The organism is Rhizobium sp. RHZ01 (assembly GCF_014851595.1).
In the GTDB taxonomy this organism is placed as follows: Bacteria; Pseudomonadota; Alphaproteobacteria; order Rhizobiales; family Rhizobiaceae; genus Rhizobium; species Rhizobium altiplani.
The window spans coordinates 204367-231222 of record NZ_JACUZZ010000004.1; the positions used below are offsets into that span (position 1 = coordinate 204367).

Genomic DNA, 26856 nt, shown 5'->3' on the forward strand with positions numbered 1-26856 from the left:
TTGTTTGTCTGCTGGACAGTGGTTAAGGCGAGCGATAAAAGCCACTGGATTTAAGTTTTGACCTGCCTTCCGGCAGCATTGAAGGGCATAGCATGAGCGGTGTGAATGATATCCGGTCGACCTTCCTCGACTACTTCAAGAAGAACGGCCACGAAATCGTTCCGTCGAGCCCGTTGGTGCCGCGCAACGATCCGACGCTGATGTTCACCAATGCCGGCATGGTGCAGTTCAAGAACGTTTTCACCGGTCTGGAGCAGCGTCCATACAAGACGGCCTCGACCGCGCAGAAGTGCGTCCGCGCCGGCGGCAAGCATAACGACCTTGATAACGTTGGCTACACCGCACGCCACCACACCTTCTTCGAGATGCTCGGCAACTTCTCATTCGGCGATTACTTCAAGGAGCGGGCGATCGAACTTGCCTGGAACCTGATCACCAAGGAATTTGCGCTCGACGCCAAGCGGCTGCTGGTCACCGTCTATCACACGGATGATGAGGCCTTTAACCTCTGGAAGAAGATCGCAGGCCTGCCGGACGAGAAGATCATCCGTATTCCCACCAGCGACAATTTCTGGGCGATGGGTGATACCGGCCCGTGCGGCCCATGCTCGGAAATCTTCTACGACCACGGCGCTCATATCTGGGGCGGCCCTCCCGGTTCGCCGGAGGAAGATGGTGACCGCTTCATCGAGATCTGGAACCTCGTCTTCATGCAGTACGAGCAGGTCACGAAGGAAGAGCGCATCGACCTTCCGCGTCCGTCGATCGATACCGGTATGGGACTGGAGCGCGTCGCGGCAGTTCTGCAGGGCAAGCACGATAACTACGACATTGACCTGTTCCGTGCCCTGATCGAGGCTTCCGAGGAGGTCACGGGTGTAAGGGCCGAGGGCGAGCGCCGTGCGAGCCACCGTGTCATCGCCGACCACCTGCGCTCCTCTGCGTTCCTGATTGCCGATGGCGTGTTGCCGTCCAACGAAGGCCGCGGCTACGTGCTTCGCCGCATCATGCGCCGCGCAATGCGCCACGCCGAGCTCCTGGGTGCCAAGGAACCGATGATCTGGAAGCTGTTGCCGACACTCGTTCAGGAGATGGGTCGCGCCTATCCGGAGCTGGTGCGTGCGGAATCGCTGATCTCCGAGACGCTGAAGCTGGAGGAAACTCGCTTCCGCAAGACGCTGGAGCGTGGTCTTTCACTGCTTTCCGATGCAACGACGACGCTCGGCAAGGGCGACATGCTCGACGGCGAAACCGCGTTCAAGCTTTACGACACCTATGGCTTCCCACTCGATCTGACACAGGATGCGCTGCGCGCCCGCGAAATCGGCGTCGACATATCAGGCTTTACGGACGCCATGGAACGCCAGAAGGCCGAGGCGCGTTCGCACTGGGCCGGCTCCGGCGACAAGGCTACCGAGACGATCTGGTTTGAACTCAAGGAAAAGCACGGCGCGTCCGAGTTCCTCGGCTACGACACTGAGACCGCAGAAGGCGTTGTTCAGGCCATCGTGAAGGACGGTGCCGCGGTCGATGCTGCGTCGGCCGGCGACAAGGTTCAGATCGTCGTCAACCAAACGCCGTTCTACGGCGAGTCCGGCGGCCAGATGGGCGATACCGGTGTCATCACCTCCGATACCGCGAAGGTTGAAATCACCGACACCCAGAAGAAGGGCGAGGGCCTCTTCGTCCACATCGGCACTGTTGTCGAGGGCACAGTGAAGGCCGGCGAGCCGGTTGCGTTGACGGTCGACCATGCGCGCCGTTCGCGTCTGCGCGCGAACCACTCCGCCACCCACTTGCTGCACGAGGCGCTGCGCGAAGTGTTGGGCACGCATGTGGCTCAGAAGGGCTCGCTGGTTGCGCCCGAGCGCCTGCGCTTCGACGTTTCTCATCCAAAGCCGATGACGGCCGACGAGCTGAAGGTCGTCGAGGACATGGCGAACGAGATCGTGTTGCAGAATTCGCCCGTCACGACCCGCCTGATGAGCGTCGATGACGCGATCGCGGAAGGCGCAATGGCGCTGTTCGGCGAGAAATACGGTGACGAAGTTCGCGTTGTGGCCATGGGCCAGGGCGTGCGTGGCGCAAAGGCCGGCAAGGCCTATTCGATCGAACTTTGCGGCGGCACGCATATCGGCGCGACGGGGCAGATCGGGCTGATCCGCATTCTTGGCGAAAGCGCGGTAGGCGCCGGCGTGCGTCGTATCGAGGCGGTCACCGGCGAATCTGCGCGCGAATACCTGGCGGAGCAGGACGAGCGCGTCAAATCGCTCGCAACGTCGCTGAAGGTGCAGCCGGCGGATGTTCTTGCTCGCGTTGAGGCGCTGGTGGACGAACGCCGGAAGCTCGAGCGCGAGCTGGCCGATGCCAAACGCAAGCTTGCGATGGGCGGAGGGCAGGGCGGCCCTGCCGATGCGGTTCGTGATGTTGCCGGCGTCAAGTTCCTCGGCAAGGCAATTTCCGGCGTCGATCCCAAGGAGCTCAAGGGCTTGGCCGATGATGGCAAGGCAAGCCTCGGTTCCGGCGTCGTCGCGTTGATCGGCGTCGCCGAAGACGGCAAGGCGAGCGCAGTGGTTGCCGTGACCCCGGACCTGACGAGCCGGTTCAGCGCCGTCGATCTCGTGCGCGTTGCGTCGGCGGCTCTTGGGGGCAAAGGTGGCGGCGGTCGTCCCGATATGGCTCAGGCCGGTGGTCCGGATGGGACGAAGGCTGATGAAGCCATTGAGGCCGTTGCGGTCGCACTGGCAAGCTGAGCGAATTGAAGTTTGTAAAGGTCTTAGAGAGGCGGGGCTGGTCCCCGCCTTTTTCTTTGCGGATTCGCCAAAGTCCGCAGGATTTGTCAAACCGGGCTATGGTTTTCTGCAGCCGATCGATTTGCAGGAGGTTTTGACAATGAACGGCGAAACGGCATGGGCGCTCTACGAGAACCGTCTCAGACGGGTATCAGCCTATATCCATGATCATCTCGACGAAGAACTCGACATGGATAAACTTGCCGGGATCGCCTGCATGTCGAGCTACCACTGGCATCGGATCTATCGCGCGATTTTCGGCGAGACGCTCGCGGCGACAGTCAAGCGATTAAGGCTGCATCGTGCAGCCGGTGACATGGTTCGCACGGATCTTTCTGTCGGGGAGATAGCAAAGCGATCAGGCTATCCCAACCTCCAGTCTTTTAACCGTATCTTCAAATCGGTCTATGGCATGCCGCCAGGTCAGTACAGGAAAGAGGGAAGCCATAAAGCCTTTGAACCCTCACCTAACGGAAAGACTGCAGCGATGTTCGACGTTACCCTACGGAAGATTGAGCCAATTCAATTGCTCGGAGTGCCGCACACCGGCTCGTTCATGCAGATCGGCAAGGCGTTCGAGACCTTGTTCGGCACGCTCTATGCGCGCGGGCTTGCCAAGCCGACGATGCGGATGATCGGTGTTTATCTGGATGATCCCGATATCGTGCCGTCCGAGAAGCTGCGCTCGATCGCATGTGTGACTACGGACGGCGAGGTTGTCGCGACGGCGCCGTTCGAAGCGCGGATGCTCGACGGAGGCGAGTATGCCGTACTGCGTCACAAGGGGCCTTATGCAGACATGCACAAGGCTTACCAGTGGCTTTATGCGGAATGGTTGCCCGCCTCGGGTCGGCAGCTTCGCGACAGTGTGATGTTTGAGGAATACCTCAACAACCCACGTGAGGTGCCGCCGACCGAGCTCTTGACCGATATCTACATGCCGCTTGCCTGAGCGACCTGTTTCTACTGGGCAGCCTTCATGGCTTCGTCATCGATCGCGGTGGCACGCTTGTAGGCCGGGCGATCGGAGATGCGGCCGAGATAGTTGAGGAACGCTGGGCGCTTTTCAAGCGTACCTGTGCTCATGCCCCAGCCAATATGGGAGCCGACGTAAACATCGGCTCCCGTGAAACGATTGCCGGCAACGTAAGGTGTGGCACTGACGGCGCCTTCAAGCGCGTTCATCACGTCGGCGAAACTGCCATATCCCGCCATCCGGGCTTTGTCTGGTGGCGTTTCGAAGCCCAATGCCTTGTTGGTCGCCGCTGCCTCCAGCGGTCCGGCGGTAAAGAACATCCAGCGGTAGTAGCTGCCGCGTTCATCTGATGTTGGAGCGAGCCCGGCTTCGGGGAAGGTCTCAGCGAGGTAGGCGCAGATCGCTGCGCACTCAGTCACGATCGTTTTTCCGCGCCTGATGGCCGGGACCTTTCCCATCGGGTTGACGGCGAGATATTCAGGCGCCTTCATCGTTCCGCCGAAGGTCATGATCTCTGTTTTGTACGGTACGCCTGTCTCTTCCAGCATCCAGCGGGCGATGCGGCCGCGCGACATGGGGTTCGTATAAAATACCAGTTCGTCTGCCATGAACTCCTCCTCGTTTGCTGAATGCAGCGTATCAAGTCCGCCATCAGGGACATAGGACAGAGAGGTCCGGCGCAAAGGCCCTAACTATCTACAGCGGCTTGCGATATTGGATGAAACCGGATCGTTCGGCGATCCTGTCGTAGAGTCTTCGGGCGGTGGCGTTTGTTTCATGCGTCATCCAGTAGAGCCGGCCAGCCCCATTCGCGCGGGCAAGATCCGCCACGGCATCGATGAGAGCCGCACCTGTGCCGAGACCGCGCTGCGTGTCGTCGACATAGAGGTCTTGAAGATAGCAGGTCCATTTCGGCAGCCAGGTCGAACGGTGGAAAATCGCATGAACGATACCGACAAGGCGGCCGCTGTCGTCGAAGGCGCCAAGCGCGTGCATGTCTTCGCCTGGATCCTGAAATCGGCTCCAGGTCAGGTTCGTCGTCTCGGGCGGGATAACAACCTCGTAGAAGCGCTGGTAGCCGGCCCACAGAGGCTCCCAGGCGGCCCGGTCGGATGGTTGCAGCGGACGGATTGTTATGGTCATCCTCTTGTTCCCTTTGCTTGTCCTTGAAACGAAAACGGCGGGGAAATCCCCGCCGTCCATTCGGATATTGGTCTTGGCTTACGCCATCGCCTTCTGCAGGTTCTGATCGATCTTGTCGAGGAAGGCAGTCGTGGAGAGCCACGGCTGATCCGGACCGATGAGCAGCGCCAGGTCCTTGGTCATGAAGCCGGCTTCGACGGTGTCGACGCAAACCTTTTCGAGCGTCGCTGCGAACTTTGCGAGTTCCGCATTGTCGTCGAGCTTGGCACGATGGGCGAGGCCGCGGGTCCAGGCGAAGATCGAGGCGATTGAGTTCGTCGAGGTTTCCTGGCCCTTCTGGTGCTGGCGGTAGTGGCGGGTAACCGTTCCGTGTGCGGCTTCGGCTTCGACCGTCTTGCCATCCGGCGTAAGCAGAACGGAGGTCATCAGGCCGAGCGAACCGAAGCCCTGGGCAACCGTGTCCGACTGGACGTCGCCGTCGTAGTTCTTGCATGCCCAGACATAGCCGCCGGACCACTTCAGCGCCGAAGCGACCATGTCGTCGATCAGGCGGTGCTCGTAGGTGATGCCGATTTCCTTGAACTGGTCCTTGAACTCGGTCTCGTAGACTTCCTCGAAGATGTCCTTGAAGCGGCCGTCATAGGCCTTGAGGATGGTGTTCTTGGTCGACAGGTAGACCGGCCACTTGCGCATCAGGCCGTACATCATCGAAGCGCGGGCGAATTCGCGGATCGACTCGTCGAGGTTGTACATGGCCATGGCAACGCCGGCGCCGGGGGCGTCGAAGACTTCCTTTTCGATGACCTGCCCGTCTTCTCCGACGAACTTGATGGTCAGCTTGCCCTTGCCCGGGAATTTGAAGTCGGTCGCGCGGTATTGGTCACCGAAGGCATGACGGCCAACGACGATCGGCTGCGTCCAGCCGGGAACCAGGCGCGGAACGTTCTTGCAGATGATCGGCTCGCGGAAGATGACGCCGCCGAGGATGTTGCGGATCGTGCCGTTCGGGCTCTTCCACATCTGCTTGAGGTTGAATTCCTTGACGCGTGCCTCATCCGGCGTGATTGTCGCGCACTTGATGCCGACGCCGTGCTTCTTGATGGCGTTGGCGGCGTCGATCGTCACCTGGTCATTTGTGGCGTCGCGGTTTTCAACGGAAAGATCGAAGTAATCGATCTCGAGGTCGAGATACGGATGGATCAGCTTATCCTTGATGAGCTGCCAAATGATGCGAGTCATTTCATCGCCGTCGAGATCGGCGACGGGATTGGCGACCTTGATCTTCTTCATGTATCTGCCTCGTTAAGCTTGGAAGGGACCGACGTCCCGGGTGGGTGATATAAAAATCCCGAGCGCTATAGCATTGTGGACCGGGAGTGCAAAGCCGGAAGCAGGATGCGGCGGCGTTTTTGCGGCCATTGCCAAGCGGAGGAAAATGGCTAGTCTCCGGCGCAAAACCATTGCCCGGATATTCGCCATGAAGAAGATTCCCCTCGTCCTCGCGATCCTGCTCGGTTCGACCCCGCCGATGCTTGCCGCCGACGTTACCGCGCCTGTGAAGGAGATCATGGATGCGACGATCAAGAACTGGTCGGGCGCAGATAGCGACTGGATCGACATCTTTGATCCGGGCAAGCTATCGCGGCTTTACAGCAAGGATTTCGTGACGAAATACCAGGCAGCGATCCAGAACCCGGCTGCTGACGAAGATGGTGTCTCGCCCTTCGACTACGATGTGATCGTGAATGGTGAGGATGCGTGTCCACTCGAAGATTTGACCTATGAGCCGAAGCCGACCGCCGGTGGCGCGACGGAGGTCGTCGTCACCTTCAAGAAGGCGACCTGCATGGACGACGGATCGGACAAGCAGGCGGTGACGACCGTTCGATTCGAGATGCTTGAAGAAGCCGGCAAGCCTGTTATCGACGACATCGTCACCGAGGGCGATCCCGGGCAACCGGCGAACTCGCTCAAGAATACGATGGTGCAGATCGCCAAAGGTCAGTGAAGCGCGGACTGCATTTTTCCAACGAAGCCTGTGTGCTACGTTTTCGTTGTTGAAGGGCGGTCGCTTCGGGTGATGGGGCCGTCCTCGGTGTGTCGAGAAATTCCCTCGGCCATTGGCTGTCGGGGGCTGAATGAGAGGCCAGGGCTGCTTGCTTTCCGGTTTTGATTTCCGCGACTGGCTTCTCGCCAACGACCCGGCGCTCTCGCGCTTGCGAATGGCGTCGCGGGTGACGCTGACAATGGCGCTCTCGTTCGGGGTGCTATTGGCAATCGACAGGCTGCTGCTTCCGCTTCCGACCGCTGCATATGGGTTGGGGCTTGTCCTGTCGATCGAGGGTGGCGTCGCGGTAAAGGACAAGGGGAGCGCACCGCAACTCGTGACACGCTTGCTCGGCTGTGCCGCAAGTGTCTGTGTCGTCGGCCTTGCCGCGGCCCTGGAAACAAATCGCATCGTTTCGGATGTGGCCTTTCTCATCATCATCTTTCTTGCTGCTGCCGGGCGAGTGTTCGGGCCACGCGGACACGCAATCGGCATGTTCGCCTTCACCTCCTATTTCATGGGTGCCTATTTCCGCCCCCCGCTTGGTGAGCTTCCGCTGATTGCAATGGGGCCCATCGTCCCGGCATTGATCGGACATGTCGTGCGCTCTCTTGTCCTCCCCGATGATTGGCGCCCGGATCTCTTGCGCTCACTCGAAAGTGTGCGCGGCCGCATCAACCAGATCCTGTTCAAGATCGCGACGCTCGCCTCCGTTGGGCGAATGACGGCGAGGGATGCGCACAAATTAGAGCAGTTGGAAATCCGCCTGAAGGAAGTCGTTCTGATGGCCGAGGGGTTCATTCCGCGGCCGCCGTCCGGCGTGTTTGATGGTACCGAGCCTGCGGCAATCCTGGCGATCCGACTGTTCGACGTCCACCTTGCCGCGGAGAGTGCGATTGTGCTGAGCTCGCAGAGCTTGCCGCCGTTCGCTCTCGTTCATGCCGTCATCGAGGGCGATCCCGTTCTGGTGGAGGCGAAGAAATCGGATGATCTGCAGGCCAAGACGGCTCGGTCCTTGATCCGGCTGGGAGAGGCGCGAGTGCTCCTCTCGGAAACGATCGAGAAGGGCTATTCGACAGGATTTGCCGAAGTCTGGGCCGTAACCGAAGCGACTGCTGCTCCCGCGAAGATCGACTTCTCGCTGGCCAATCCCCTGATCCGCGCGGCCCTGCAGATTACGCTGGCATCGGCAATCGCAATGACCCTCGGGCTGATGCTGTCACGCGAACGTTGGTTCTGGGCGGTGCTTGCATCCTTCCTGGTGTTCACCAACACGAATTCGCGTGGTGATACGGCGATGAAGGCCCTGCAACGCTCGCTTGGGACGCTGTTCGGGATTGCGATGGGCTTGTTTCTCGCAACAGCCCTGACGGGGCATATGGCGGTTGCCCTAGTAATCACCACGATTGCCATCTTTCTGGCCTTCTATTTTCTTCAGACATCCTACGCGATAATGACCTTCTTCGTATCGATTGCGCTTTGCCTAGTCTATGGCATGACGGGATCGCTGACAGTCGACCTGCTGTTGCTGCGCGTCGAAGAAACAATGCTTGGGGCTGCAGCGGGCACGTTCATTGCCTTCGTCGTTTTTCCTGCGCGAACGCGCAGCGCGCTCAATACGGCGCTGGCGACGTGGTTTTCGGCATTGGAAGAGCTGCTTTCTGCCGCAGCGGCGGGCGAAGCAACGAACGCGCTGATCGCTCTTTCGCAGAAGCTCGATGCGGCTTACCGGGACATAGCTGCAGCTGCCCGCCCACTCGGTTCGACCTGGTCGGTTGTCACCAGGCCAGGACACATACGGCAGACGCTCGCGATCTTTCTTGCGGCGACCTATTGGGCGCGAATCCTGGCGAAGGATTTCGACAGGAGCGCGTGTGACAACGATGGCATGAAACTGATCGATGCTGAACGTGAGCGTGCGACGCTTCTCGCAAAGCGCCAGTCTGACTGCTTCTTCGTCGACCAAAAGGCCAGCAGTGCACCGGAACGGCATTTGCCGCTGTCGCATGCGGGTGCGCGCCTTGGGGTCGAGATGATCGGCTCGACGCTCGATCGCCTCTACCCGAATGGTTGACCCTTGCCGTTTCGGCCCGGCTTGGCTATTCCGCCCGTAGCAAAAGGATCCAGCGTCATGGCAGGCACGAACAGCGAGCGGCAACTTCTCACGGAAGGTCCGGTAATCATTCTCGTCGAACCCCAAATGGGGGAGAACATTGGGATGGTCGCGCGGGCCATGGCGAATTTCGGCCTCTCGGTACTGAGGCTCGTCAATCCGCGTGACGGTTGGCCGAACGAGAAGGCACAGGCCGCCGCCTCGAAGGCCGACCACGTCATCGAGGGCACCAAGGTCTACGACACACTCGAGCAAGCTATCGCCGACCTGAACTTCGTTTACGCAACGACAGCGCGTGAGCGCGATGGCTTCAAGCCCGTACGGTCGCCCGTCGTGGCGGCGCAAACGCTGCGCGCCAAATTCCAGGCAGGCGAGGGCAGCGGCATCCTGTTCGGCCGCGAGCGCTGGGGACTCACGAACGAGGAGGTTGCGCTGGCCGACGAGATCGTCACCTTCCCGGTCAATCCTGCCTTTGCGTCGCTCAACATCGCCCAGGCGGTATTGCTGATGTCCTACGAGTGGATGAAGTCGGGCATGGAGGATGTCGGATCCGTTCCCTTCCAGGCGATGTCGCAGACGCAATCCACGAAGGAACAATTGTTCGGTCTCTACGACCAGTTGGAAGAAGCGCTGGATGCACGCAATTATTTCCATCCGCCCGCGAAAAAGCCGAAAATGGTAGACAACCTCAGGGCAGTCCTTTCCCGTCGCGCGTTCACGGAGCAGGAAATCAGCGTGTTGCGCGGCGTAATCTCCTCCCTCGACCGCTTCTCGCGGAAATATCCGCGCGGGAGGCGGCCGCCCGTCGACGTCAAGGAACAGTCGGAAGATGACAGCAGCGCTGAATGAGCTGAAACCGGTTCTGGTCTTCGATTCCGGTATCGGAGGGCTGACCGTATTGCGGGAAGCGCGCGTGCTGATGCCGGAGCGCGGCTTCATCTACATTGCTGACGATGCCGGCTTTCCCTATGGCGGCTGGGAAGAGCAAGCACTGAAGGAACGGATCATTGGTCTTTTCGCCAAGCTGCTTGACGAGCATGATCCCGAAGTCTGCATCATCGCCTGCAACACGGCCTTTACGCTTGTTGGCACCGATCTGCGTGCGGCGTTTCCGCAGATGACCTTCGTCGGCACGGTACCGGCGATCAAGCCGGCCGCCGAGCGGACACGCTCGGGGCTTGTCTCCGTGTTGGCAACGCCGGGTACGGTCAAGCGGGCCTATACGCGCGACCTGATCCAGTCCTTCGCGCAGCAGTGCCATGTGCGTCTGGTCGGGTCCGAAAATCTGGCCCGAATGGCCGAGGCCTATATCCGCGGTGATGTGGTGTCGGATGAGGCTGTTCTTTCCGAGATAGATCAATGCTTCGTGGAGAAAGACGGATCGAAGACCGATATCGTCGTGCTCGCCTGCACGCACTATCCCTTCATGGCGAACGTCTTCCGTCGACTTGCGCCCTGGCCGGTAGATTGGCTCGATCCCGCTGAGGCAATTGCCCGGCGTGCCCGCAGCCTCGTGCCGCATGTCGCCGATGCCGTGCATCCCGATAATTTCGACTTTGCGGTCTTCACCTCAGGCAATCCCGATTTTGCGACGAGGCGGCTGATGCAGGGTTTTGGTCTCAAGGCTTGATGGGCTGCTTGCAGGGCTGACCGGCTGGTCAGGCGGCTCCCGCGCAATCGCGTCGAACGTTGATGCGATAGGGGCTTTCGCAAGATCTGATGACTGCGCAAACTGAGGGTTGTGATTCGCATCGATCCCGCCAGGCTCCGCATGTCCTTCCAAAAACTTGTTATGGCTATCTTCTTCCTGCAACCGATTGCATTTGGCAGCTGGTTGCCGCGCATTCCCGAAATCCAGGCTCGTCTGGGGCTCGGTCCTGCTGATCTTGCGCTGGCGCTGCTCGGCATGCCGGTCGGCATCCTCACGACGCTGCCTATCGCCGGACGAGTGGTGTCGCGCATCGGCGGCAAAACCACAGTCATCGCAGGATTTGTAGTTTTCTCGGTGATTGTCTGCCTTCCTGCCTTCTCCCGCACGCCGGTTGAATTGTTCATCGCGCTTGCCCTCCTTGGCGTTGCCATGTCGACGTTGGAGCTTGGGCTTAATGTCGAAGCCGATCGTGCTGAGAAGGATACCGGCTCTGTTATCATGAACCGCTGCCATGGCTTCTGGAGCCTAGGCATCATGGCCGGCAGCCTGCTTGGTTCGGGAATGGTGGCGATTGCCGCGCCGGCCGAAGGGGCGATCATGGCGGCTGCCTTCGTCGTTTTGCCGTTTGCCATTGTAGCAAGCCTCCGCCTGCCCCCCGATCGCGAAGCTGGCGCGGCGCCGCCGCATATGCCGATCAAGCTGCCAAGCAGCGCGCTGCTCGGCATCTGCGCCTTCGTCTTCGGGATTACGATGACCGAAGGAGCGATTGCCGACTGGTCTGCCGTCTATCTCAAGGACGTTTTCCAGACCGACGGCATGATGACCGGTATTGGATATACGATTTTCGCCATGATGGTGGCGGCGGGCCGTTTCAGCGGCGACCATCTGAAACAGCGGCTCGGGGCGATTTCACTGGCCCGGGGCTGCGGCGCGGCTTCGCTGGTGGGCATGCTCATGGTCGTCTTTGCCTGGCATAGCCTGGTGACGCTGGCGGGCTTTGCACTGGTTGGGATCGGTGTGTCGGTCGGCTTTCCGCTGGCTGTTACCGCGGCGGCAAGCCTCAGGGATCGACCGGCGGCCGCCAATGTCGCGATCCTATCCTTCATGGCACTGACCGGCTTTCTGATTGGACCGCCTCTGATCGGTTTTATCGCGGAGGTATCAGGGCTACGGGTCGGATTGGCGGTCTTGCTGGTACCTCTCGCGGTCAGCCTGGCCTTTACGCGAATGTTGAAGGCAAGTTTCTGACGTTTTTCTTCTGTGGGTTTGCGCGGGCGTGTTGCCAAAGACACGGCCAAACCTGCTAGGACGCCGTGTTTGATTGAAAGAGGAATGTAACATTGCAGGTTGGTATCGATATGGGATCGGCGTCGGGAGGCAATCCGGCCACGCTCGATATCGAAGAGCTTCTGGCTACCCGTCTTCTGGTGCAGGGCAATTCCGGCTCCGGCAAGTCGCATCTGCTCCGCCGTCTGCTGGAGCAATCAGCGCAGTGGGTGCAGCAGGTCATCATTGATCCCGAAGGTGATTTCGTCACACTGTCGGACAAGTTCGGCCACGTCGTCGTCGACGGCGAGCGCACCGAGGCCGAATTGGCCGGTATTGCCAATCGTATCCGCCAGCATCGCGTCTCCTGCGTTCTGAGCCTCGAGGGTCTCGATATCGAGCAGCAGATGCGCGCCGCAGCCGCTTTCCTCAACGGCATGTTCGATGCCGACCGCGAATACTGGTATCCGGTTCTCGTCGTGGTCGACGAGGCGCAGATGTTTGCGCCTTCGGTCGGCGGCGACGTCTCGGAAGATGCCCGCAAGATGTCGCTTGGCGCCATGACGAACCTGATGTGCCGCGGCCGCAAGCGCGGTCTTGCCGGCGTGATCGCGACGCAGCGCCTAGCAAAGCTTGCCAAGAACGTGGCCGCGGAAGCCTCGAACTTTCTGATGGGGCGCACCTTCCTCGACATCGACATGGCGCGTGCTGCCGATCTGCTCGGGATGGATCGCAGGCAGGCGGAAATGTTCCGCGACCTGAAGCGTGGCAATTTCGTTGCGCTTGGGCCGGCCTTGTCCCGCCGCCCGCTGCCGATCCAGATCGGTAATGTCGAGACCTCGGCGCGTTCGTCGAGCCCCAAGCTCATGCCGCTGCCGGACGCACCGCAGGACGTCGCAGACCTGATCTTCACCCCGGATCCGGAAGAATTTCAGCGGCCGATCGTTCGGCGCGCCGCGCCCGCACCACGGCCGACCACCGATATTCTCGCGGAGTTGTCGCGATCGGCTCCTGCTGCCTCGGCTCCGGTTTCGGAGACGCGTGCGCCTCAGCCCGAGCTGTCGGTCGAGGAACGGGAGGAGCGGCTGACGGCGGTGCTCAACGAAATACTGGACGATCCGAGCTCCGGATTCCGAACGGATTCCGTGCTTTACCAGGAGTTCCTGGTGCGACTTCGCATGCGCCGGGTTCCAGGCGCTCCGATGTCTTTGTCGGAGTTCCGACGCCGCGTGGCGATTTCGCGTTCCGGCGTAGGTGCGGCGACCGCAGAAACCGAGGCCTGGGGAATGGCGTTGTCGCTCTCTTCTGGCGTCACCGACGATCTTCAGGGTGTTTTCCTGATGTTGGCAAAAGCGGCAATTTGTGGCGAACCATGCCCCTCGGATGCGCGGATTGCGCGCGCTTACGGCACCCACTCGGCCCGGCGTGCGAGACGTCTACTTGGCTATTTCGAGGAGCAGGGGACTGTGGTCGTGCACACGGACTTCGCCGGCAAGCGCATCGTCGCTTTCCCCGACATGAGTTGCCAGACGGCTCCCGGCGATGCCAATGCGCCTGATGTGGATGAGGTGCGCTCCGCAGCGGAATGACGGCCGAATTGACGGCAAATAGCGCGCGGACAATGTGCCCGGTTTATACTCGATCCCTAATGTCACACGAAGCAGTTGCTTTTGTCACAAGAGCTTCATTCGGGTGGTGGATAAGGCGCGCGACCCGTGCGGTCGATGCGGATTATCAAAAGGAGATCTCGGTCATGAGAAACAACGTTCGTCACCAGCTGCTGCGCCTTGTCGTCGGCGGCCTGCTTGCAACCGTTGCCGTTCAGCCTGGCTATGCAGATGATGCGGCGAACAAGCTTCTGGAACGTGCGGCAAGCGCCGATCTCAGCGCTCCCGGTGGCGCACGCCGCCTTTCCGGCGACATCACCGAGGCTTATCGCGCCGCGCTCATCGATACCCGCCCGAAGAACGTCATCCTCCTGATCGGCGACGGCATGGGCGACTCCGAGATCACCATCGCACGCAACTATGCGGTCGGCGCGGGCCAGTATTTCAAGGGCATCGATGCGCTTCCGGTCACCGGGCAATACACGCATTATTCGCTCGAAAAGAAGACGGGCAAGCCGACCTATGTGACCGACTCTGCTGCCTCGGGCACCGCTTGGGCGACGGGCGTGAAGTCCTATAACGGCGCGATCGGCGTCGACATTCATGAGAAGAGCCACGAAACGCTGATCGAAAAGGCAAAGGCTGCCGGTCTTGGCACAGGCAATGTCTCGACAGCCGAACTGCAGGATGCAACGCCAGCCGTGCAGATCGCGCACGTGACCCAGCGTAAGTGCTACAGCCCGGCATCCACCACAGAGAAGTGCCCGACGAACGCGCTTGAAAACGGCGGCAAAGGTTCGATCAGCGAGCAGTTGCTGGATACGCGCCCCGACGTGACACTCGGCGGGGGCGCAAAGAGCTTCGGCGAGACCGCCAAGGCCGGCGAATGGAAGGACAAGACGCTTCGCCAGCAGGCGGAGGAACGAGGCTACAAGATCGTCTCGAACCTTGACGAGCTCCAGGCCGTTAAGCAGGCGAACGACAGTGCGCCGGTACTCGGCCTGTTTGCCGAGGGCAATATGCCGGTTCGCTGGGAAGGCCCGAAGGCCAGCCATTACGGCAATGTCGAGAAGGAGCCGGTCGTCTGCAAGCCCAACGAGAAGCGCACGTCGGCAACCCCGACGTTGGCACAGATGACGGCCAAGGCGATCGAACTGCTCAGGACGAACGAGAAGGGCTTCTTCCTGCAGATCGAGGGAGCGTCGATCGACAAGCAGGATCATGCCGCCAACCCGTGCGGCCAGATCGGCGAAACGGTTGATCTCGATGAAGCCGTTCAGGAAGCGTTGAAGTTTGCGCAAGAAGCCGGCGACACGCTCGTCATCATCACCGCCGATCATGCGCACGCGAGCCAGATCATCGATGCCGACGCCAAGGCTCCGGGCTTGACGGAAGCGTTGATGACGAAGGACGGCGCCGTGATGGCCGTGAGCTACGGCAACTCCGACGATGCGGATGACCAGGGCCATACCGGCTCGCAGCTTCGCATTGCTGCTTACGGGCCGCGCGCTGCCAATGTCACTGGCCTGACGGACCAGACGGATCTGTTCTATACGATCAGCGACGCGCTCGGCCTGAAGACCGAGACGGCCAGCGCGAAGTAGGCCGCGTCGGCGAATGCCACGGGCGAAAACGTGGAATTGTGATTGACATTCCAGCGACTTCGCCCTAAAGACCGCCCCAGCACCGGGCAGAGATGTCCGGTGTTTCATTTGACATGTCCCGTGGATTTGTCCTGTTCGCGTAATGGGATGATCCTGTCGGATCCTCGAAAGAAGATCAAAGGAGGGCGTGTTTCCTTCACGCGGTTTGGCAACAGACCGTTCTAACTTTCTGAAAGGAAATACGATGAGCAAGCGCGAATCGTCCAAGTACAAGATTGACCGCCGTATGGGCGAAAACATCTGGGGCCGTCCTAAGTCCCCGGTGAACCGCCGCGAATACGGCCCGGGCCAGCACGGTCAGCGCCGCAAGGGCAAGCTCTCTGACTTCGGTGTGCAGCTGCGCGCCAAGCAGAAGCTGAAGGGTTACTACGGTGACCTGCGCGAGAAGCAGTTCCGCGCGATCTTCGCTGAAGCCGACCGCCGCAAGGGCGATACCTCGGAAAACCTGATCGGTCTTCTGGAGTCTCGTCTTGACGCGATCGTTTATCGCGCCAAGTTCGTTCCGACCGTTTTCGCTGCTCGCCAGTTCGTCAACCACGGCCACGTGACCGTGAACGGCGTCCGCGTAAACATCGGTTCTTACCGTTGCAAGGCTGGCGACGTCATCGAAGTTCGTCAGAAGTCGAAGCAGCTCGTTTCCGTTCTGGAATCTGTGGGCTTGGCTGAACGCGACGTTCCGGACTACATCGAAGCTGACCATAACAAGATGGTTGCTACCTTCGCTCGTGTTCCGGCGCTCGGCGACGTACCGTATCCGGTCGTCATGGAGCCGCATCTGGTGGTCGAATTCTATTCGCGTTAATCGCGAGGCGTTTTCGCATACGGAAAAGCCGCCTCCTGGGGCGGCTTTTTTGTTATCTGGGGAGATACGATGACGGACTTGCAGGCAGTTCTCGATAGCATCCACAAGGAGCTGACCCCCCGTATCGGCGAGGGCAAGGTTGCGGACTACATTCCGGAACTCGCCAAGGTCGACCCAAACCAGTTCGGCCTAGCGGTCGTCACCGTGGATGGCAAGGTCTACAGCGTCGGCAATGCCGATGTCTCGTTCTCCATCCAGAGCATCTCGAAGGTTTTCATGCTGACGCTTGCACTCGGCAAGGTCGGCGAGGGACTGTGGAAGCGGGTCGGCCGCGAGCCTTCGGGCTCGGCGTTCAACTCGATCGTCCAGCTCGAGCACGAGCAGGGCATTCCACGCAATCCCTTCATCAACGCGGGGGCAATTGCCGTGACCGATGTTGTCATGGCCGGCCATGCGCCACGCGAGGCTATTGGTGAGTTGCTGCGCTTCGTCCGCTATCTTGCCGATGACGAGTCGGTCACCATCGATGATCGCGTTGCAAGGTCCGAGACACAGACGGGCTACCGCAATTTCGCGCTCGCAAACTTCATGCGGGCCTATCGCAACCTCGATCACCCAGTCGAACACGTGCTTGGCGTCTATTTTCACCAGTGCGCCCTGTCGATGACCTGCGAGCAGCTGGCGAAGGCCGGGCTGTTTCTGGCCGCACGCGGCAGCAATCCGATGACTGGCCACTCCGTTGTGTCGCCGAAGCGGGCGCGACGTATCAACGCGCTGATGCTGACATGCGGCCACTATGACGGTTCCGGCGACTTTGCCTATCACGTCGGTCTCCCCGGCAAGAGTGGTGTCGGCGGTGGTATTTTTGCAGTGGCGCCCGGCATTGCCTCGATTGCGGTGTGGTCGCCGGGGCTCAACGAGGTCGGCAACTCGCAGCTCGGTGCTGTCGCGCTCGAAATGCTGGCGGCCCGCACTGGCTGGTCTGTTTTCGGCGATTGATGCTGGGTTGTCGTGACGCTTTCTGCTAAGGCGGAGGCAGAGTCTGATTGGACGAGAAAATGAACATCGCAGCCAACATTGCCGATGAGCTGGAAACGCCGAACGCGGATGGGGCGATCGCGCACGCGCTCTTTGCCGAAGCTCCTGACTCGGTGTCGTTCAACAAGCTGCGCAAGCGGCTGTTGCGGAACGTCAGACAGGCATTCGACGATTTTGCAATGCTGAAGGGGCAGACGCGTTGGCTGATCGGTCTCTCCGGCGGCAAGGACTCTTATGGATTGCTCGCCCTTCTTCTCGACCTGCAGTGGCGCGGTCTTCTGCCGGTGGAACTGATCGCCTGCAATCTCGACCAGGGCCAGCCGAACTTCCCAAAGCATATCCTGCCTGAATATCTCACCAAGGTCGGCGTCAAGCACCGCATCGAGTATCGCGACACGTACTCCATCGTGAAGGAGAAGGTTCCTGAAGGAGCGACCTATTGCTCGCTCTGTTCGCGCCTACGTCGCGGCAATCTTTATCGGATTGCCAAGGAGGAGGGCTGTGACGCATTGGTGCTCGGCCACCACCGCGAGGATATTCTCGAAACCTTCTTTATGAACTTTTTCCATGGCGGGCGGCTCGCTTCGATGCCGGCCAAATTGCTCAATGACGAGGGCAACCTCGTGGTGCTGCGCCCGCTCGCCTATTGCGCGGAAGACGACATGGCGAAGTTCGCGGCTGCCATGCAGTTCCCGATTATTCCATGCGATCTTTGCGGCTCCCAGGACGGGCTGCAGCGCAATGCGATGAAGGACATGCTCGCCGATATCGAGCGGCGTATGCCGGGCCGCAAGGATACGATGCTGAGAGCGCTTGCGCATGTGAACCCGTCGCATCTGCTCGATCCCAAGCTTTTCGATTTCGCTGGCCTGATGGCCGGAGAGACCGCGCCGAAGAGTGAATAGTCGGCGCCCACGGCAAAGAAGGAAAGTCCATGAGTTCCACGATAGATGTAACGACGCTTGCCGATCTCCTGAGGCGGGCGGCGAAGGCAGAGATATTGCCGCGCTTCCGTCGACTTGGAAGCGATGACGTGCGCGCCAAGAGCGAAGCGACCGATCTGGTGACGGAGGCGGACCTGCAGGCGGAGCGGATGATTAAGGCTGAAGCCGCTGCACTCTGGCGGGATGCCGTGTTCATCGGAGAGGAGTCGGTCGCGGCGGATCCTGATCTGCTCGGCAAGCTCGAGGGAGCGGACCTTGCCATCGTGGTCGATCCCGTCGATGGGACCTTCAATTTCGCATCCGGCATTCCGGCCTTCGGCGTGATGGCGTCCGTCGTGTCCAAGGGCGAAACGGTTGCCGGCATCATCTACGACCCGATGGGCGATGACTGGGTAATGGCGGAGAAGGGCGGTGGCGCGTGGCTTCGGCGTCCTGGCGGGGAGGCGGAGCGGCTCGCCGTTGCAGCGCCCGTCGCGCTGGAGGAGATGGTCGGCATGGCATCGACGGGCTTCCTGCCGAAGCCGAAGCGCAGCGAGATCCTTGCCAATCTGGCCAAGGTTCGGTTCCTTGCCAACTATCGCTGTGCTGCCCATGAGTACCGCGCCTTTGCGGGCGGTCACGTCCACTATCTGATGTATAATAAGCTCATGCCCTGGGACCATCTCGCGGGCACGCTGATCAGCATCGAGGCTGGCGCGCATGCGGCCCGTTTTGACGGTTCGCCTTACCTTCCGCATCACACCAGTGGTGGCTTGCTGATTGCGCCCGACAAGGACAGCTGGGACATTCTGCGGAGCGAAGTTTTCACGATCTGATATCGGAGCCGCGACCTCCTGCGGGTTGCGGTAGCGTTTCCTGGGGGGCCCAGATTTCGCGCTCCCAGGAAAACGCCATGCGCACAGACGTACAATACGAGCAGGCACGCCAGTCGTAAATGTTCTCCCGTTTTCGAAATGACGAGGAGAGTATGATGGATAGAGGGCAGACACTGGCGTTTTTGCTGTTTGCGTTTATCGCGGCGGTTACACCGGGACCCAGTAACACTCTGGTCCTGTCCACAGGTGCTGCTGTCGGCACTTTGAGAGGCATCGGCTGTCCGCTCGGTGCATCGCTTGGCATGGGCGCAATGATTGTTCTAAGCGCCTTCGGTGTCGGAGAAATTGTCGCCGCGGCGCCGGCGATCGTAATAGCGATGAAGTTGGCAGGATCTCTGTTTCTGTTGTGGCTTGCCTGGAAGATCGCCAATGCCGGTACTGTTGAAGCGGATGGCCAGAGGCGCGTGGTTGGATTTCGGCAGGCTTTTCTATTCCAGTGGCTAAACCCGAAAGGTTGGCTGGTTGCGCTGAGCGCAGGCAGCACCTTCCTTGTGTCTTCACAGCACGCTGAAGCACGTGGCGCCTTGTGGATGGGGGCGCTGTTCGCAGCCGCCGCGTTTCCCGCCGGGTTCGTATGGCTTGTCCTCGGCGCTCTCGTGGCACAGTTTCTACGCACCCCACGTTCGGCGCGGTTCTTCAATATCGCGATGGCGTTGGCTCTGGCTCTTTCGGTCGCCCTTGTGTGGCGCTAGCTCCCGAAAGAGTTTCGCCCGCAACGGTGTGTTGCGGGCGACAAGGAACGTTATGCGTTGCAAGGCCGTCTACTAGAAATGCCCGGCGCCTTGATCGATGTGCGGGCTGTCACCCGGATGTGTGAACAGCTTGCCGCCTTCGGCCCACAGCGTTGCCGCGATGCTGATCGCCCCGAACACCGCGAAGCCGCCGAAGAGCGGCTGCACAGTCCCGTTGAATAGCTGTCCGACCGTGCCGCCGAGGATCGCGCCGAAGGTCGTCGATACGAAGCCGGTGATGGCTGTCGCGGTGCCGGCGAGGTTGCCCATGGGTTCCAGGCTGATTGCCGTAAAATTGGTGGCAATAACCGCAAACATCATCAGCAGGATCGTGAACAGGGTATAGGCAAAGGCGAAATCGGGCCGGCCACCGAGAGCTTTGACGAAACCGATTGCAGACACGATCGTGAACAGGATCATCGCAACGTGCGAGATGCGGCGCATCCCGAATTTGCGCACAAAAAACCCGTTGGCGAAGTTCGCGACAGCGATGCCGCCGGCCGTTGCCGCAAAGGCGATCGGTAACCAATCGCCAAGGCCGTAGACCTCGCCGAACACCTGCTGGACCGAAATAACGTAGGCGCTGATGACGCCCGTGAACATCGTCAGCCCGATCATGTAGCCACAGGTGATCTTGTTCGTCAGGACGGTCTTGAAACCGTCGACGACGGAGCCGACCGATAACGGGATGCGCTCTTCTTTCGGCAGAGATTCTTTCAGACGCGCGAGTGCCCAGATGAACAAGACCCCTCCGACAAGGCCGAGCAGGATAAAAATCCAGTGCCAGTTGGCGTAGGTGATGATCAACTGACCGACCGAAGGCGCCACGATCGGCACGATCATGAAGACGATCATCACGTAGGACATGACCCGCGCCATCTCACGGCCGCCGAAGCAGTCGCGAACAATCGCCATGGTCGTGATGCGGACGGCTGCGCCGCCGAGGCCCTGGACAAAGCGCATGATCAGCAGCATTTCGAAGCTGGCGGTAGCGGCAGCGGCGAACATAGCGAGGACATAAACGGCGAGGCCGCCAAGCAGGATGTTTCGACGGCCGAAGGTATCAGACAGGCTACCGAAAATGATCTGCGACACGCCGAATCCGAGGAAGAAGACGCCGATCACGAGCTGCGTATCGTTGGCGTTCGTGACACCGAGCGAATGGCCGATCGCGGGCAGGGATGGCAGCATGCTGTCGATCGCCATCGCGACACTGGCGGTCATGATGGCGATGGTAATGACAAATTCGACGAAGCCCATGCCTATGCGGCGGGAGCCCTGATTCTCAACATGGGGTTTATGTGGTGGCGTCATAATCGAAATCCTGAAATAGGGGCGGAGAGAGCCGATCAGACCGCAGGATTGTGCGGCTGGAAGAGACGTCCCTTCTCTGCGATCAAAACGAAGACCAGACCGATGATCGAGACGGTGAAATAGCCTGCGACCATTGGCAATGCTGTGCCGTTGAATGCCTGGCCGATGCCGGCGCCGATCAGCGCGCCGCCGACTGTGCTCATGAAGCCGAGGACGGACGAAGCCGTTCCCGCGACGTGGCCGAGCGGCTCCATGGCAAGCGAGTTGAAGTTGGAGCCGATCCAGCCGAACTGGAACATGGCCACACCGAAGAAGCAGATGAAAAACGCAAAGGGCATCGGTTGCGGCCCAAGAACGAGGGCTGCGAGCCAGATGGTGTTGACGGTGATAAAGCCGACCAACGCGCCATGCGACAACCGCCGCATCCCGAACCTGCCAACAAGCCGCGCGTTGAGGAATGACGAAAGCGACATGAAGACAGCGACGCCGGCAAAGGCGAAGGGGAAGTAGACCCCAAGCTCGTAGATGCCGACGTATATCTGCTGCGCGGAATTGATGAAGCCGAACAGCGAACCGAAGATGAAGGTGGTGGCAATCGTGTAGCAGAGGGCGATGCGGTTCGTGAGAACCAGCTTGAAGCCACCGATCACCGAGCGTGCGGTGAACGGGCGGACATTCGCGGGACGCAAGGTTTCGGGAAGGCGGATATAGGCCCAAACCGAGATCAAAGCGGCCAGGACGGCGATGAACACGAAGATCAGATGCCAGCTGCCGAAGAACATGATGATCTGGCCGCTGCCCGGCGCGATGACGGGAACGATCATGAAGACCATCATGATCAGGGACATGACCTCTGCCATCTGCCGGCCGCCGTAGATATCACGGACGATGGAGATGGTGATGACGCGCGTCGCTGCGGAACCAATGCCCTGAATGAAGCGAAGTGCGAGAAGGCCCGCAAAGGACGGTACCAGTGCGATCCCCAGCGCAGAACAGATATAGATGACAAGGCCGATCAACAGCGGCAGACGGCGGCCGAATCGGTCGGAGAGAGGGCCGTAGAAGAGCTGAGCCGAGCCGAAGCCCAGCAGATAGGCGGAAACGACGAACTGACGGTGATTTTCGCTTTCGACGCCAAGGCTTGCGCCGATCTGCTGCAGTGCCGGCAGCATGATGTCGATCGCGAGCGAATTGACCGCCATCAAGAAGGCGGCGAGCGCAATGAATTCCCCTTTGCCCATGGGCAATTGGCCCGCGTGCACGGTTTGTGATGAATCTGTCACAATGAAATTCCCATAAACGGGCCAAGGCGCTGTTCAGCACAGCGCCTCGGACTCAAAATGCAAGATTTGGAAACCGGGCGGACGCCCGGTGACCGAACAGGTCAGGCAGCGCCGCGAACGGTCACGCCATGTTCCTGCAGGTGCTGCTGCAACTCGCCGGCCTGGAACATTTCCCGGACGATGTCGCAACCGCCGAGGAACTCGCCCTTCACGTAGAGCTGCGGGATCGTCGGCCAGTTGGAGTAATCCTTGATGCCCTGGCGGATCTCGGAGTCAGCGAGCACGTTGATGCCCTTGTAGTCGACGCCGATGTAATCGAGAATCTGCACGACCTGGCCGGAGAATCCACACTGCGGAAACTGCGGCGTGCCCTTCATGAAGAGGACGACGTCGTTGCTCTTGATTTCGTTGTCGATGAATTCGTTGATACCGCTCATAGGGACTAATCCTTTCCACAGGCGAGTTAAAGGCCCGCCGTTTCAATCGTTAAGCTTAGATAGCATGTGATCCGCGGAATTCCAGCAGGCCGAGCCAAAAAAAGAGCGCCCTATCGGTTTGCGGACGGCGCATTGTTGCGCTTGCGTTACGCCTGGTTCAGGAGCGGCTTAATCTCGCGCGCGCATTGCCGGTTATGGCAAGGAATTCACCCGGATTTTGCCACAATTCTCGCCGATTGCGGCGCAGCAATTTCCTGCCGTGCGCGGCCAGAAAGAAAATAATGACATTGATTTCGAAACGGGTCGTTCTCCATTTTCCGGGGTTCGAGCCACTTGATGGGCGTGCTCACAGGGCGCGCTATGAACGATCCGCAAAACAAAGTGCAGCGACCTGGAATTTCTCCGTGCTGACAGGCGAGCCGGACGACGGACCGGCGTCGACGGCGTTCAAGGTGAAGGCGGGTGTTGACGGATGGGAAACCAACAGCCACATCCATATCTTCGACCACAATGCTTTGGTGGAGCAGCTTCGATCACGCAGCATACCTGCGCAAATTCTGGCGGGCTTTCGTAGTGCTCTGCAGGTCATCCTCCATGGCGGGATGGCCGGCTACTTCAGGCACGCTTGGCGATTCGGGCTGTTCTTCGTCTTTCCGTTCCTGATGATGATACTCGGCTTTTCGCTTAGCGCCACGATCGCCGTGATACCACTCGAAATGGAGTTGCCCGCTTTTCATCTCCTGTGGAGCACGGCGTTGGCATTGTGTTTCTTCGTCTTCGTGTTTCTGCCTTTCGCGGAGCGCTTCTACACGCTGCATCTCTTCGCTGACTGGCGGATGGCGGTCGCTCTTGCCCGGACGAGCGATGCGGCATTCGACCAGTGGCTAGATCGCTGTGCCACGGCCGCGCAGACCGCCCTGTCGGAACCTGCGCAGGAGTATGTGATCTCATCTCACAGTATGGGATCCAGCGTCGCCGCCCACGTCGTTGGCCTCCTGCTCGAACGGGATCCTGATGTTTTTGCCGGCAAGAAGGTGATCTTTGCAACGCTCGGCTCGGCAATCCTGCAATGCGCATTGTTGCGCCCCGCGCACGTGTTGCGGTCACGGGTCGGCCTGATCGCGCGATGCGACAGCGTCAACTGGCTTGATGTCCACTGTCTGACCGACGCCATTCATTTCTACAAGGTGCCGGTCGTAGCGGTTTGTGGTCATGGAAATGCACGGCCTGCGAAGATGATCTTCATTCGCGTGAAGCAAATGCTGACTATCGAGCACTATAAGAAGATCAAGAAGGATTTCCTGCGCGTGCATCGGCAGTATGTCCTGGGGCCAGACCTGCGGGCGCCCTTCGACTTCACGCTGCTAACCGCCGGCCCACGCTCGGACATGGTCTTTGCTGCAGACGGTTATAACGAAATGCCCGGCTTCTAACCGGGCATTTGCGTTCGATATCACTCAGGTGCCGATGTCTGCAGCGCCAGGGCATGCAGTATGCCACCCATGTTGCCCTTCAGGGCCTCGTAGACCATCTGATGCTGCTGCACGCGGCTCTTGCCGCGAAAAGCTTCCGCTACCACCTCAGCCGCATAATGATCGCCGTCGCCGGCAAGATCGCGGATGGTCACCTTGGCGCCGGGGATGCCGGCCCTGATCATGTCTTCGATATCACCGGGTTTCATAGGCATGATCGTTACTCCTTGCGCATTATTCCGTGGCAGCCAGTGTGCCATGGCCTTCCATGTAATCAGGGAACCATGATTCATGGGCGTCGCGCAATTGCTGAATCGGCAGCGACAGCAGATCGTCAATCACGAGGCTTTCACCTTCGACAGTGCCGAGGCGGCGGAAAGGTACACCCGCACCTTCGGCGTTGGCGCAGACGAAATTGGCAACATCCGCTGGCACCGTCAGCACGTAGCGGGCCTGATCTTCGCCGAATAGGAGCGCGTGCGGTGCACCTTTGCTTTCACGAAGATCGATCTTGAGGCCCTTGCCTGACGCCATCGCCATTTCGGCGAGAGCCAGAACGAGGCCGCCGGAAGAGATATCGTGGCAGCTCGTTGCCTGGCCGTTTCGGATGACCGAGCGGACGAAGTTGCCGTTACGGCGCTCCGCGAGGAGATCGACCTCGGGAGCGGGGCCTTCAGTGCTGCCGACGACATCGCGCAGATAGGCCGACGAACCGAGATGGCTGCCGTCCGTACCGATCATGATTACCTTATCGCCATTCGAGGCGCTGCCGATGCGCGCCATCTTCTTCCAGTCGGGCAGAAGGCCGACGCCAGCGATCGTCGGTGTCGGCAGGATCGCAACGCCGTTGGTTTCATTGTAGAGCGAGACGTTCCCCGACACGATGGGGAAGTCGAGGACGCGGCAGGCTTCGCCGATGCCTTTCACGGCCTGAACGAACTGGCCCATGATTTCCGGCTTTTCAGGGTTGCCGAAGTTCAGGTTGTCGGTCGCCGCCAGCGGCTCTGCGCCGGTAGCCGTGATGTTGCGCCAGCATTCTGCGACTGCCTGCTTGCCGCCCTCGAACGGATCGGCCTCGACATAGCGCGGCGTCACATCGGACGAGAATGCAAGAGCCTTGGTCGGATGGTTCTCGACGCGAACGACGCCTGCATCACCTCCCGGAAGCTGGAGTGAGTTGCCCTGGATCAGGGTGTCGTACTGTTCGTAAACCCAACGGCGGCTCGATTGATTGGGAGAGCCAACGAGCTGCAATAGCGCCTGGCCGTAGTCTGCCGGTGCGGCAACGAGGTTCGCGGGCAGCGGCGCACGCTTGTCCGATTCTCGCCACGGACGATCATATTCCGGCGCCTGGTCGCCGAGATCCTTGATCGGCAGGTTGGCGACTTCTTCGCCCTGATGGACAACGCGGAAGCGCAGGTCGTCGGTGGTCTTGCCGACGATCGCAAAATCCAGGCCCCACTTGGTGAAGATCGCCTTCGCCACGGCTTCCTTTTCCGGCTCCAGAACCATGAGCATGCGCTCCTGGCTTTCGGACAGCATCATTTCGTAGGCGGTCATCTGCTCTTCGCGCACCGGCACGGTATCGAGATCGAGCAGAATGCCGAGATCGCCCTTTGCACCCATTTCGACGGCCGAGCAGGTGAGGCCGGCAGCACCCATGTCTTGGATGGCGATGACGGCGCCGGTCTGCATCAGCTCGAGGCAGGCTTCCAGCAGGCACTTTTCGGTGAAGGGATCGCCGACCTGGACGGTCGGACGCTTTTCCTCGATGGACTCATCGAATTCGGCCGAGGCCATGGTCGCACCGCCGACGCCGTCGCGGCCGGTCTTTGCGCCGAGATAGACGACCGGCAAGCCGACGCCCTTGGCTTCCGAGAGGAAGATGGCATTCGACTTGGCCAGGCCAGCCGCGAAGGCGTTGACCAGGATATTGCCGTTATAACGCGCGTCGAACTCGACTTCGCCGCCGACCGTCGGAACGCCGAAGGAGTTTCCATAACCGCCGACGCCCGAGACGACACCGGAGACTAGGTGACGGGTCTTCGGATGGTCCGGCTCGCCGAAACGCAGCGCATTCATTGCTGCGATCGGGCGTGCACCCATGGTGAAGACGTCGCGCAGAATGCCCCCGACGCCTGTGGCCGCGCCCTGATATGGCTCGATGTAGGACGGGTGGTTGTGGCTCTCCATCTTGAAGACTACGCAGTCGCCGTCATCGATATCGACAACACCGGCATTTTCACCTGGGCCCTGAATGACGCGCGGACCTTTGGTCGGCAGCGTACGCAGCCACTTCTTGGAGGATTTGTAAGAGCAGTGCTCGTTCCACATGGCCGAAAAGATGCCGAGCTCGGTGAAAGTCGGTTCGCGTCCGATCAGGCTCAAGATCCGCTGATACTCGTCTGGCTTCAGGCCGTGGGCGGCAATCAGTTCGGGGGTGATCGGGCGGGTATTGGAAATGGTCATGAGCTCTCGGAAGTCCCTGCCGTTGCGCGATTGCGGTGTCTTTAGCCTAAGTGAATGAAACGCGCGATAGGAAAATGCCCGCTGTTAACAGACAGCAGGCACCAAAAGGCGACTATCGTGCCAGCTCAAAACTTGTAGCCGACCTGGATGCCGGCGCGCGTAATCCGAATTACGCACCATCGATCATCGGCGGGTAAAGCATTTTTGCCGACCGACGATGCTTTGTCGCTGG

Annotated in this window: 23 protein-coding genes; 15 read left to right on the forward strand and 8 right to left on the reverse strand. The window is 60.1% G+C overall.

Annotation, left to right across the window (positions count from 1 at the left end; translation table 11 throughout):
- Positions 1 to 92: 92 nt before the first annotated feature.
- Positions 93 to 2753: an alanine--tRNA ligase gene (gene alaS / locus IB248_RS07105; protein ID WP_169680260.1), complete on the forward strand. Its 2661-nt coding sequence runs from the start codon at positions 93 to 95 to the stop codon at positions 2751 to 2753.
- 139 nt (positions 2754 to 2892) lie between these two features.
- A complete protein-coding gene (locus tag IB248_RS07110) occupies positions 2893 to 3744 on the forward strand; it encodes an AraC family transcriptional regulator (RefSeq protein ID WP_169680261.1) in 852 nt (283 codons plus the stop codon).
- An 11-nt stretch (positions 3745 to 3755) separates the two neighbouring features.
- Here IB248_RS07110 and IB248_RS07115 read toward each other — a convergent pair whose 3' ends face one another.
- The 3 genes from IB248_RS07115 to IB248_RS07125 all read right to left on the reverse strand — a co-directional run bounded on the left by IB248_RS07115 (position 3756) and on the right by IB248_RS07125 (position 6201).
- On the reverse strand, positions 3756 to 4376 hold the full coding sequence (locus IB248_RS07115; protein ID WP_169680263.1) for a glutathione S-transferase family protein: 621 nt from the start codon (positions 4374 to 4376) through the stop codon (positions 3756 to 3758).
- 88 nt (positions 4377 to 4464) lie between these two features.
- On the reverse strand, positions 4465 to 4911 hold the full coding sequence (locus IB248_RS07120; RefSeq protein WP_169680265.1) for a GNAT family N-acetyltransferase: 447 nt from the start codon (positions 4909 to 4911) through the stop codon (positions 4465 to 4467).
- 78 nt (positions 4912 to 4989) lie between these two features.
- Positions 4990 to 6201: an NADP-dependent isocitrate dehydrogenase gene (locus IB248_RS07125; protein WP_018854858.1), complete on the reverse strand. Its 1212-nt coding sequence runs from the start codon at positions 6199 to 6201 to the stop codon at positions 4990 to 4992.
- A 187-nt stretch (positions 6202 to 6388) separates the two neighbouring features.
- Here IB248_RS07125 and IB248_RS07130 point away from each other — a divergent pair, with 187 nt between their 5' ends.
- From IB248_RS07130 to IB248_RS07185, 12 genes are all read left to right on the forward strand, one after another.
- On the forward strand, positions 6389 to 6919 hold the full coding sequence (locus IB248_RS07130; RefSeq protein ID WP_169680267.1) for a hypothetical protein: 531 nt from the start codon (positions 6389 to 6391) through the stop codon (positions 6917 to 6919).
- Between the two features lie 130 nt (positions 6920 to 7049).
- Entirely contained in the window at positions 7050 to 9032 is a 1983-nt protein-coding gene (locus IB248_RS07135) for an FUSC family protein (RefSeq protein WP_192240607.1), read from the forward strand.
- Between the two features lie 57 nt (positions 9033 to 9089).
- Positions 9090 to 9920: an RNA methyltransferase gene (locus tag IB248_RS07140; RefSeq protein ID WP_018854861.1), complete on the forward strand. Its 831-nt coding sequence runs from the start codon at positions 9090 to 9092 to the stop codon at positions 9918 to 9920.
- Positions 9901 to 10701 (forward strand): glutamate racemase, encoded by an 801-nt coding sequence (gene murI, locus IB248_RS07145; protein WP_018854862.1) that lies wholly within the window; start codon positions 9901 to 9903, stop codon positions 10699 to 10701. The genes IB248_RS07140 and murI overlap by 20 nt, the downstream gene beginning before the upstream one ends.
- A 141-nt stretch (positions 10702 to 10842) precedes the next feature.
- Positions 10843 to 11970, forward strand: coding sequence for an MFS transporter (locus IB248_RS07150; protein WP_169680268.1), 1128 nt, complete (start codon positions 10843 to 10845; stop codon positions 11968 to 11970).
- 92 nt (positions 11971 to 12062) lie between these two features.
- On the forward strand, positions 12063 to 13577 hold the full coding sequence (locus IB248_RS07155) for an ATP-binding protein (protein WP_192240608.1): 1515 nt from the start codon (positions 12063 to 12065) through the stop codon (positions 13575 to 13577).
- A 164-nt stretch (positions 13578 to 13741) separates the two neighbouring features.
- A complete protein-coding gene (gene phoA, locus IB248_RS07160; RefSeq protein ID WP_018854865.1) occupies positions 13742 to 15199 on the forward strand; it encodes an alkaline phosphatase in 1458 nt (485 codons plus the stop codon).
- Between the two features lie 244 nt (positions 15200 to 15443).
- Entirely contained in the window at positions 15444 to 16061 is a 618-nt protein-coding gene (rpsD, locus tag IB248_RS07165; RefSeq protein WP_025661699.1) for a 30S ribosomal protein S4, read from the forward strand.
- Positions 16062 to 16130: 69 nt separating this feature from the next.
- A complete protein-coding gene (locus IB248_RS07170; protein ID WP_192240609.1) occupies positions 16131 to 17060 on the forward strand; it encodes a glutaminase in 930 nt (309 codons plus the stop codon).
- Positions 17061 to 17119: 59 nt separating this feature from the next.
- Positions 17120 to 18004, forward strand: coding sequence for a tRNA 2-thiocytidine(32) synthetase TtcA (gene ttcA, locus IB248_RS07175; RefSeq protein WP_169680270.1), 885 nt, complete (start codon positions 17120 to 17122; stop codon positions 18002 to 18004).
- A 29-nt stretch (positions 18005 to 18033) separates the two neighbouring features.
- On the forward strand, positions 18034 to 18858 hold the full coding sequence (locus tag IB248_RS07180; RefSeq protein WP_192240610.1) for an inositol monophosphatase family protein: 825 nt from the start codon (positions 18034 to 18036) through the stop codon (positions 18856 to 18858).
- Between the two features lie 155 nt (positions 18859 to 19013).
- On the forward strand, positions 19014 to 19610 hold the full coding sequence (locus IB248_RS07185) for a LysE family translocator (RefSeq protein WP_192240611.1): 597 nt from the start codon (positions 19014 to 19016) through the stop codon (positions 19608 to 19610).
- 72 nt (positions 19611 to 19682) lie between these two features.
- Here IB248_RS07185 and IB248_RS07190 read toward each other — a convergent pair whose 3' ends face one another.
- From IB248_RS07190 to grxD, 3 genes are all read right to left on the reverse strand, one after another.
- Positions 19683 to 20963, reverse strand: a complete 1281-nt coding sequence (locus tag IB248_RS07190; RefSeq protein WP_026371477.1) for a multidrug effflux MFS transporter — start codon at positions 20961 to 20963, stop codon at positions 19683 to 19685.
- Positions 20964 to 20998: 35 nt separating this feature from the next.
- Complete coding sequence (locus IB248_RS07195) at positions 20999 to 22204, reverse strand: multidrug effflux MFS transporter (protein ID WP_018854872.1); 1206 nt, start codon at positions 22202 to 22204, stop codon at positions 20999 to 21001.
- 143 nt (positions 22205 to 22347) lie between these two features.
- The gene (gene grxD / locus IB248_RS07200; protein WP_192240612.1) at positions 22348 to 22683 is read right to left on the reverse strand and encodes a Grx4 family monothiol glutaredoxin; all 336 of its coding nucleotides are present in this window, start codon (positions 22681 to 22683) and stop codon (positions 22348 to 22350) included.
- A 281-nt stretch (positions 22684 to 22964) separates the two neighbouring features.
- Here grxD and IB248_RS07205 point away from each other — a divergent pair, with 281 nt between their 5' ends.
- A complete protein-coding gene (locus tag IB248_RS07205; protein WP_169680271.1) occupies positions 22965 to 24116 on the forward strand; it encodes a hypothetical protein in 1152 nt (383 codons plus the stop codon).
- Positions 24117 to 24136: 20 nt separating this feature from the next.
- Here IB248_RS07205 and IB248_RS07210 read toward each other — a convergent pair whose 3' ends face one another.
- Complete coding sequence (locus IB248_RS07210; RefSeq protein WP_025661197.1) at positions 24137 to 24370, reverse strand: BolA family transcriptional regulator; 234 nt, start codon at positions 24368 to 24370, stop codon at positions 24137 to 24139.
- 19 nt (positions 24371 to 24389) lie between these two features.
- Positions 24390 to 26624, reverse strand: coding sequence for a phosphoribosylformylglycinamidine synthase subunit PurL (gene purL, locus IB248_RS07215; protein ID WP_169680272.1), 2235 nt, complete (start codon positions 26622 to 26624; stop codon positions 24390 to 24392).
- Between the last annotated feature and the right edge of the window lie 232 nt (positions 26625 to 26856).

What these genes read in the sequence shown, in the direction of transcription:
- alaS (WP_169680260.1), top strand. Translation starts at nt 93, where the DNA reads ATGAGCGGTGTGAATGATATCCGGTCGACCTTCCTCGACTACTTCAAG.
- IB248_RS07110 (WP_169680261.1), top strand. Translation starts at nt 2,893, where the DNA reads ATGAACGGCGAAACGGCATGGGCGCTCTACGAGAACCGTCTCAGACGG.
- IB248_RS07115 (WP_169680263.1), bottom strand. Translation starts at nt 4,376, where the DNA reads ATGGCAGACGAACTGGTATTTTATACGAACCCCATGTCGCGCGGCCGC.
- IB248_RS07120 (WP_169680265.1), bottom strand. Translation starts at nt 4,911, where the DNA reads ATGACCATAACAATCCGTCCGCTGCAACCATCCGACCGGGCCGCCTGG.
- IB248_RS07125 (WP_018854858.1), bottom strand. Translation starts at nt 6,201, where the DNA reads ATGAAGAAGATCAAGGTCGCCAATCCCGTCGCCGATCTCGACGGCGAT.
- IB248_RS07130 (WP_169680267.1), top strand. Translation starts at nt 6,389, where the DNA reads ATGAAGAAGATTCCCCTCGTCCTCGCGATCCTGCTCGGTTCGACCCCG.
- IB248_RS07135 (WP_192240607.1), top strand. Translation starts at nt 7,050, where the DNA reads ATGAGAGGCCAGGGCTGCTTGCTTTCCGGTTTTGATTTCCGCGACTGG.
- IB248_RS07140 (WP_018854861.1), top strand. Translation starts at nt 9,090, where the DNA reads ATGGCAGGCACGAACAGCGAGCGGCAACTTCTCACGGAAGGTCCGGTA.
- murI (WP_018854862.1), top strand. Translation starts at nt 9,901, where the DNA reads ATGACAGCAGCGCTGAATGAGCTGAAACCGGTTCTGGTCTTCGATTCC.
- IB248_RS07150 (WP_169680268.1), top strand. Translation starts at nt 10,843, where the DNA reads ATGTCCTTCCAAAAACTTGTTATGGCTATCTTCTTCCTGCAACCGATT.
- phoA (WP_018854865.1), top strand. Translation starts at nt 13,742, where the DNA reads ATGAGAAACAACGTTCGTCACCAGCTGCTGCGCCTTGTCGTCGGCGGC.
- rpsD (WP_025661699.1), top strand. Translation starts at nt 15,444, where the DNA reads ATGAGCAAGCGCGAATCGTCCAAGTACAAGATTGACCGCCGTATGGGC.
- IB248_RS07170 (WP_192240609.1), top strand. Translation starts at nt 16,131, where the DNA reads ATGACGGACTTGCAGGCAGTTCTCGATAGCATCCACAAGGAGCTGACC.
- ttcA (WP_169680270.1), top strand. Translation starts at nt 17,120, where the DNA reads ATGAACATCGCAGCCAACATTGCCGATGAGCTGGAAACGCCGAACGCG.
- IB248_RS07180 (WP_192240610.1), top strand. Translation starts at nt 18,034, where the DNA reads ATGAGTTCCACGATAGATGTAACGACGCTTGCCGATCTCCTGAGGCGG.
- IB248_RS07185 (WP_192240611.1), top strand. Translation starts at nt 19,014, where the DNA reads ATGGATAGAGGGCAGACACTGGCGTTTTTGCTGTTTGCGTTTATCGCG.
- IB248_RS07190 (WP_026371477.1), bottom strand. Translation starts at nt 20,963, where the DNA reads ATGACGCCACCACATAAACCCCATGTTGAGAATCAGGGCTCCCGCCGC.
- IB248_RS07195 (WP_018854872.1), bottom strand. Translation starts at nt 22,204, where the DNA reads ATGGGCAAAGGGGAATTCATTGCGCTCGCCGCCTTCTTGATGGCGGTC.
- grxD (WP_192240612.1), bottom strand. Translation starts at nt 22,683, where the DNA reads ATGAGCGGTATCAACGAATTCATCGACAACGAAATCAAGAGCAACGAC.
- IB248_RS07205 (WP_169680271.1), top strand. Translation starts at nt 22,965, where the DNA reads ATGACATTGATTTCGAAACGGGTCGTTCTCCATTTTCCGGGGTTCGAG.
- IB248_RS07210 (WP_025661197.1), bottom strand. Translation starts at nt 24,370, where the DNA reads ATGCCTATGAAACCCGGTGATATCGAAGACATGATCAGGGCCGGCATC.
- purL (WP_169680272.1), bottom strand. Translation starts at nt 26,624, where the DNA reads ATGACCATTTCCAATACCCGCCCGATCACCCCCGAACTGATTGCCGCC.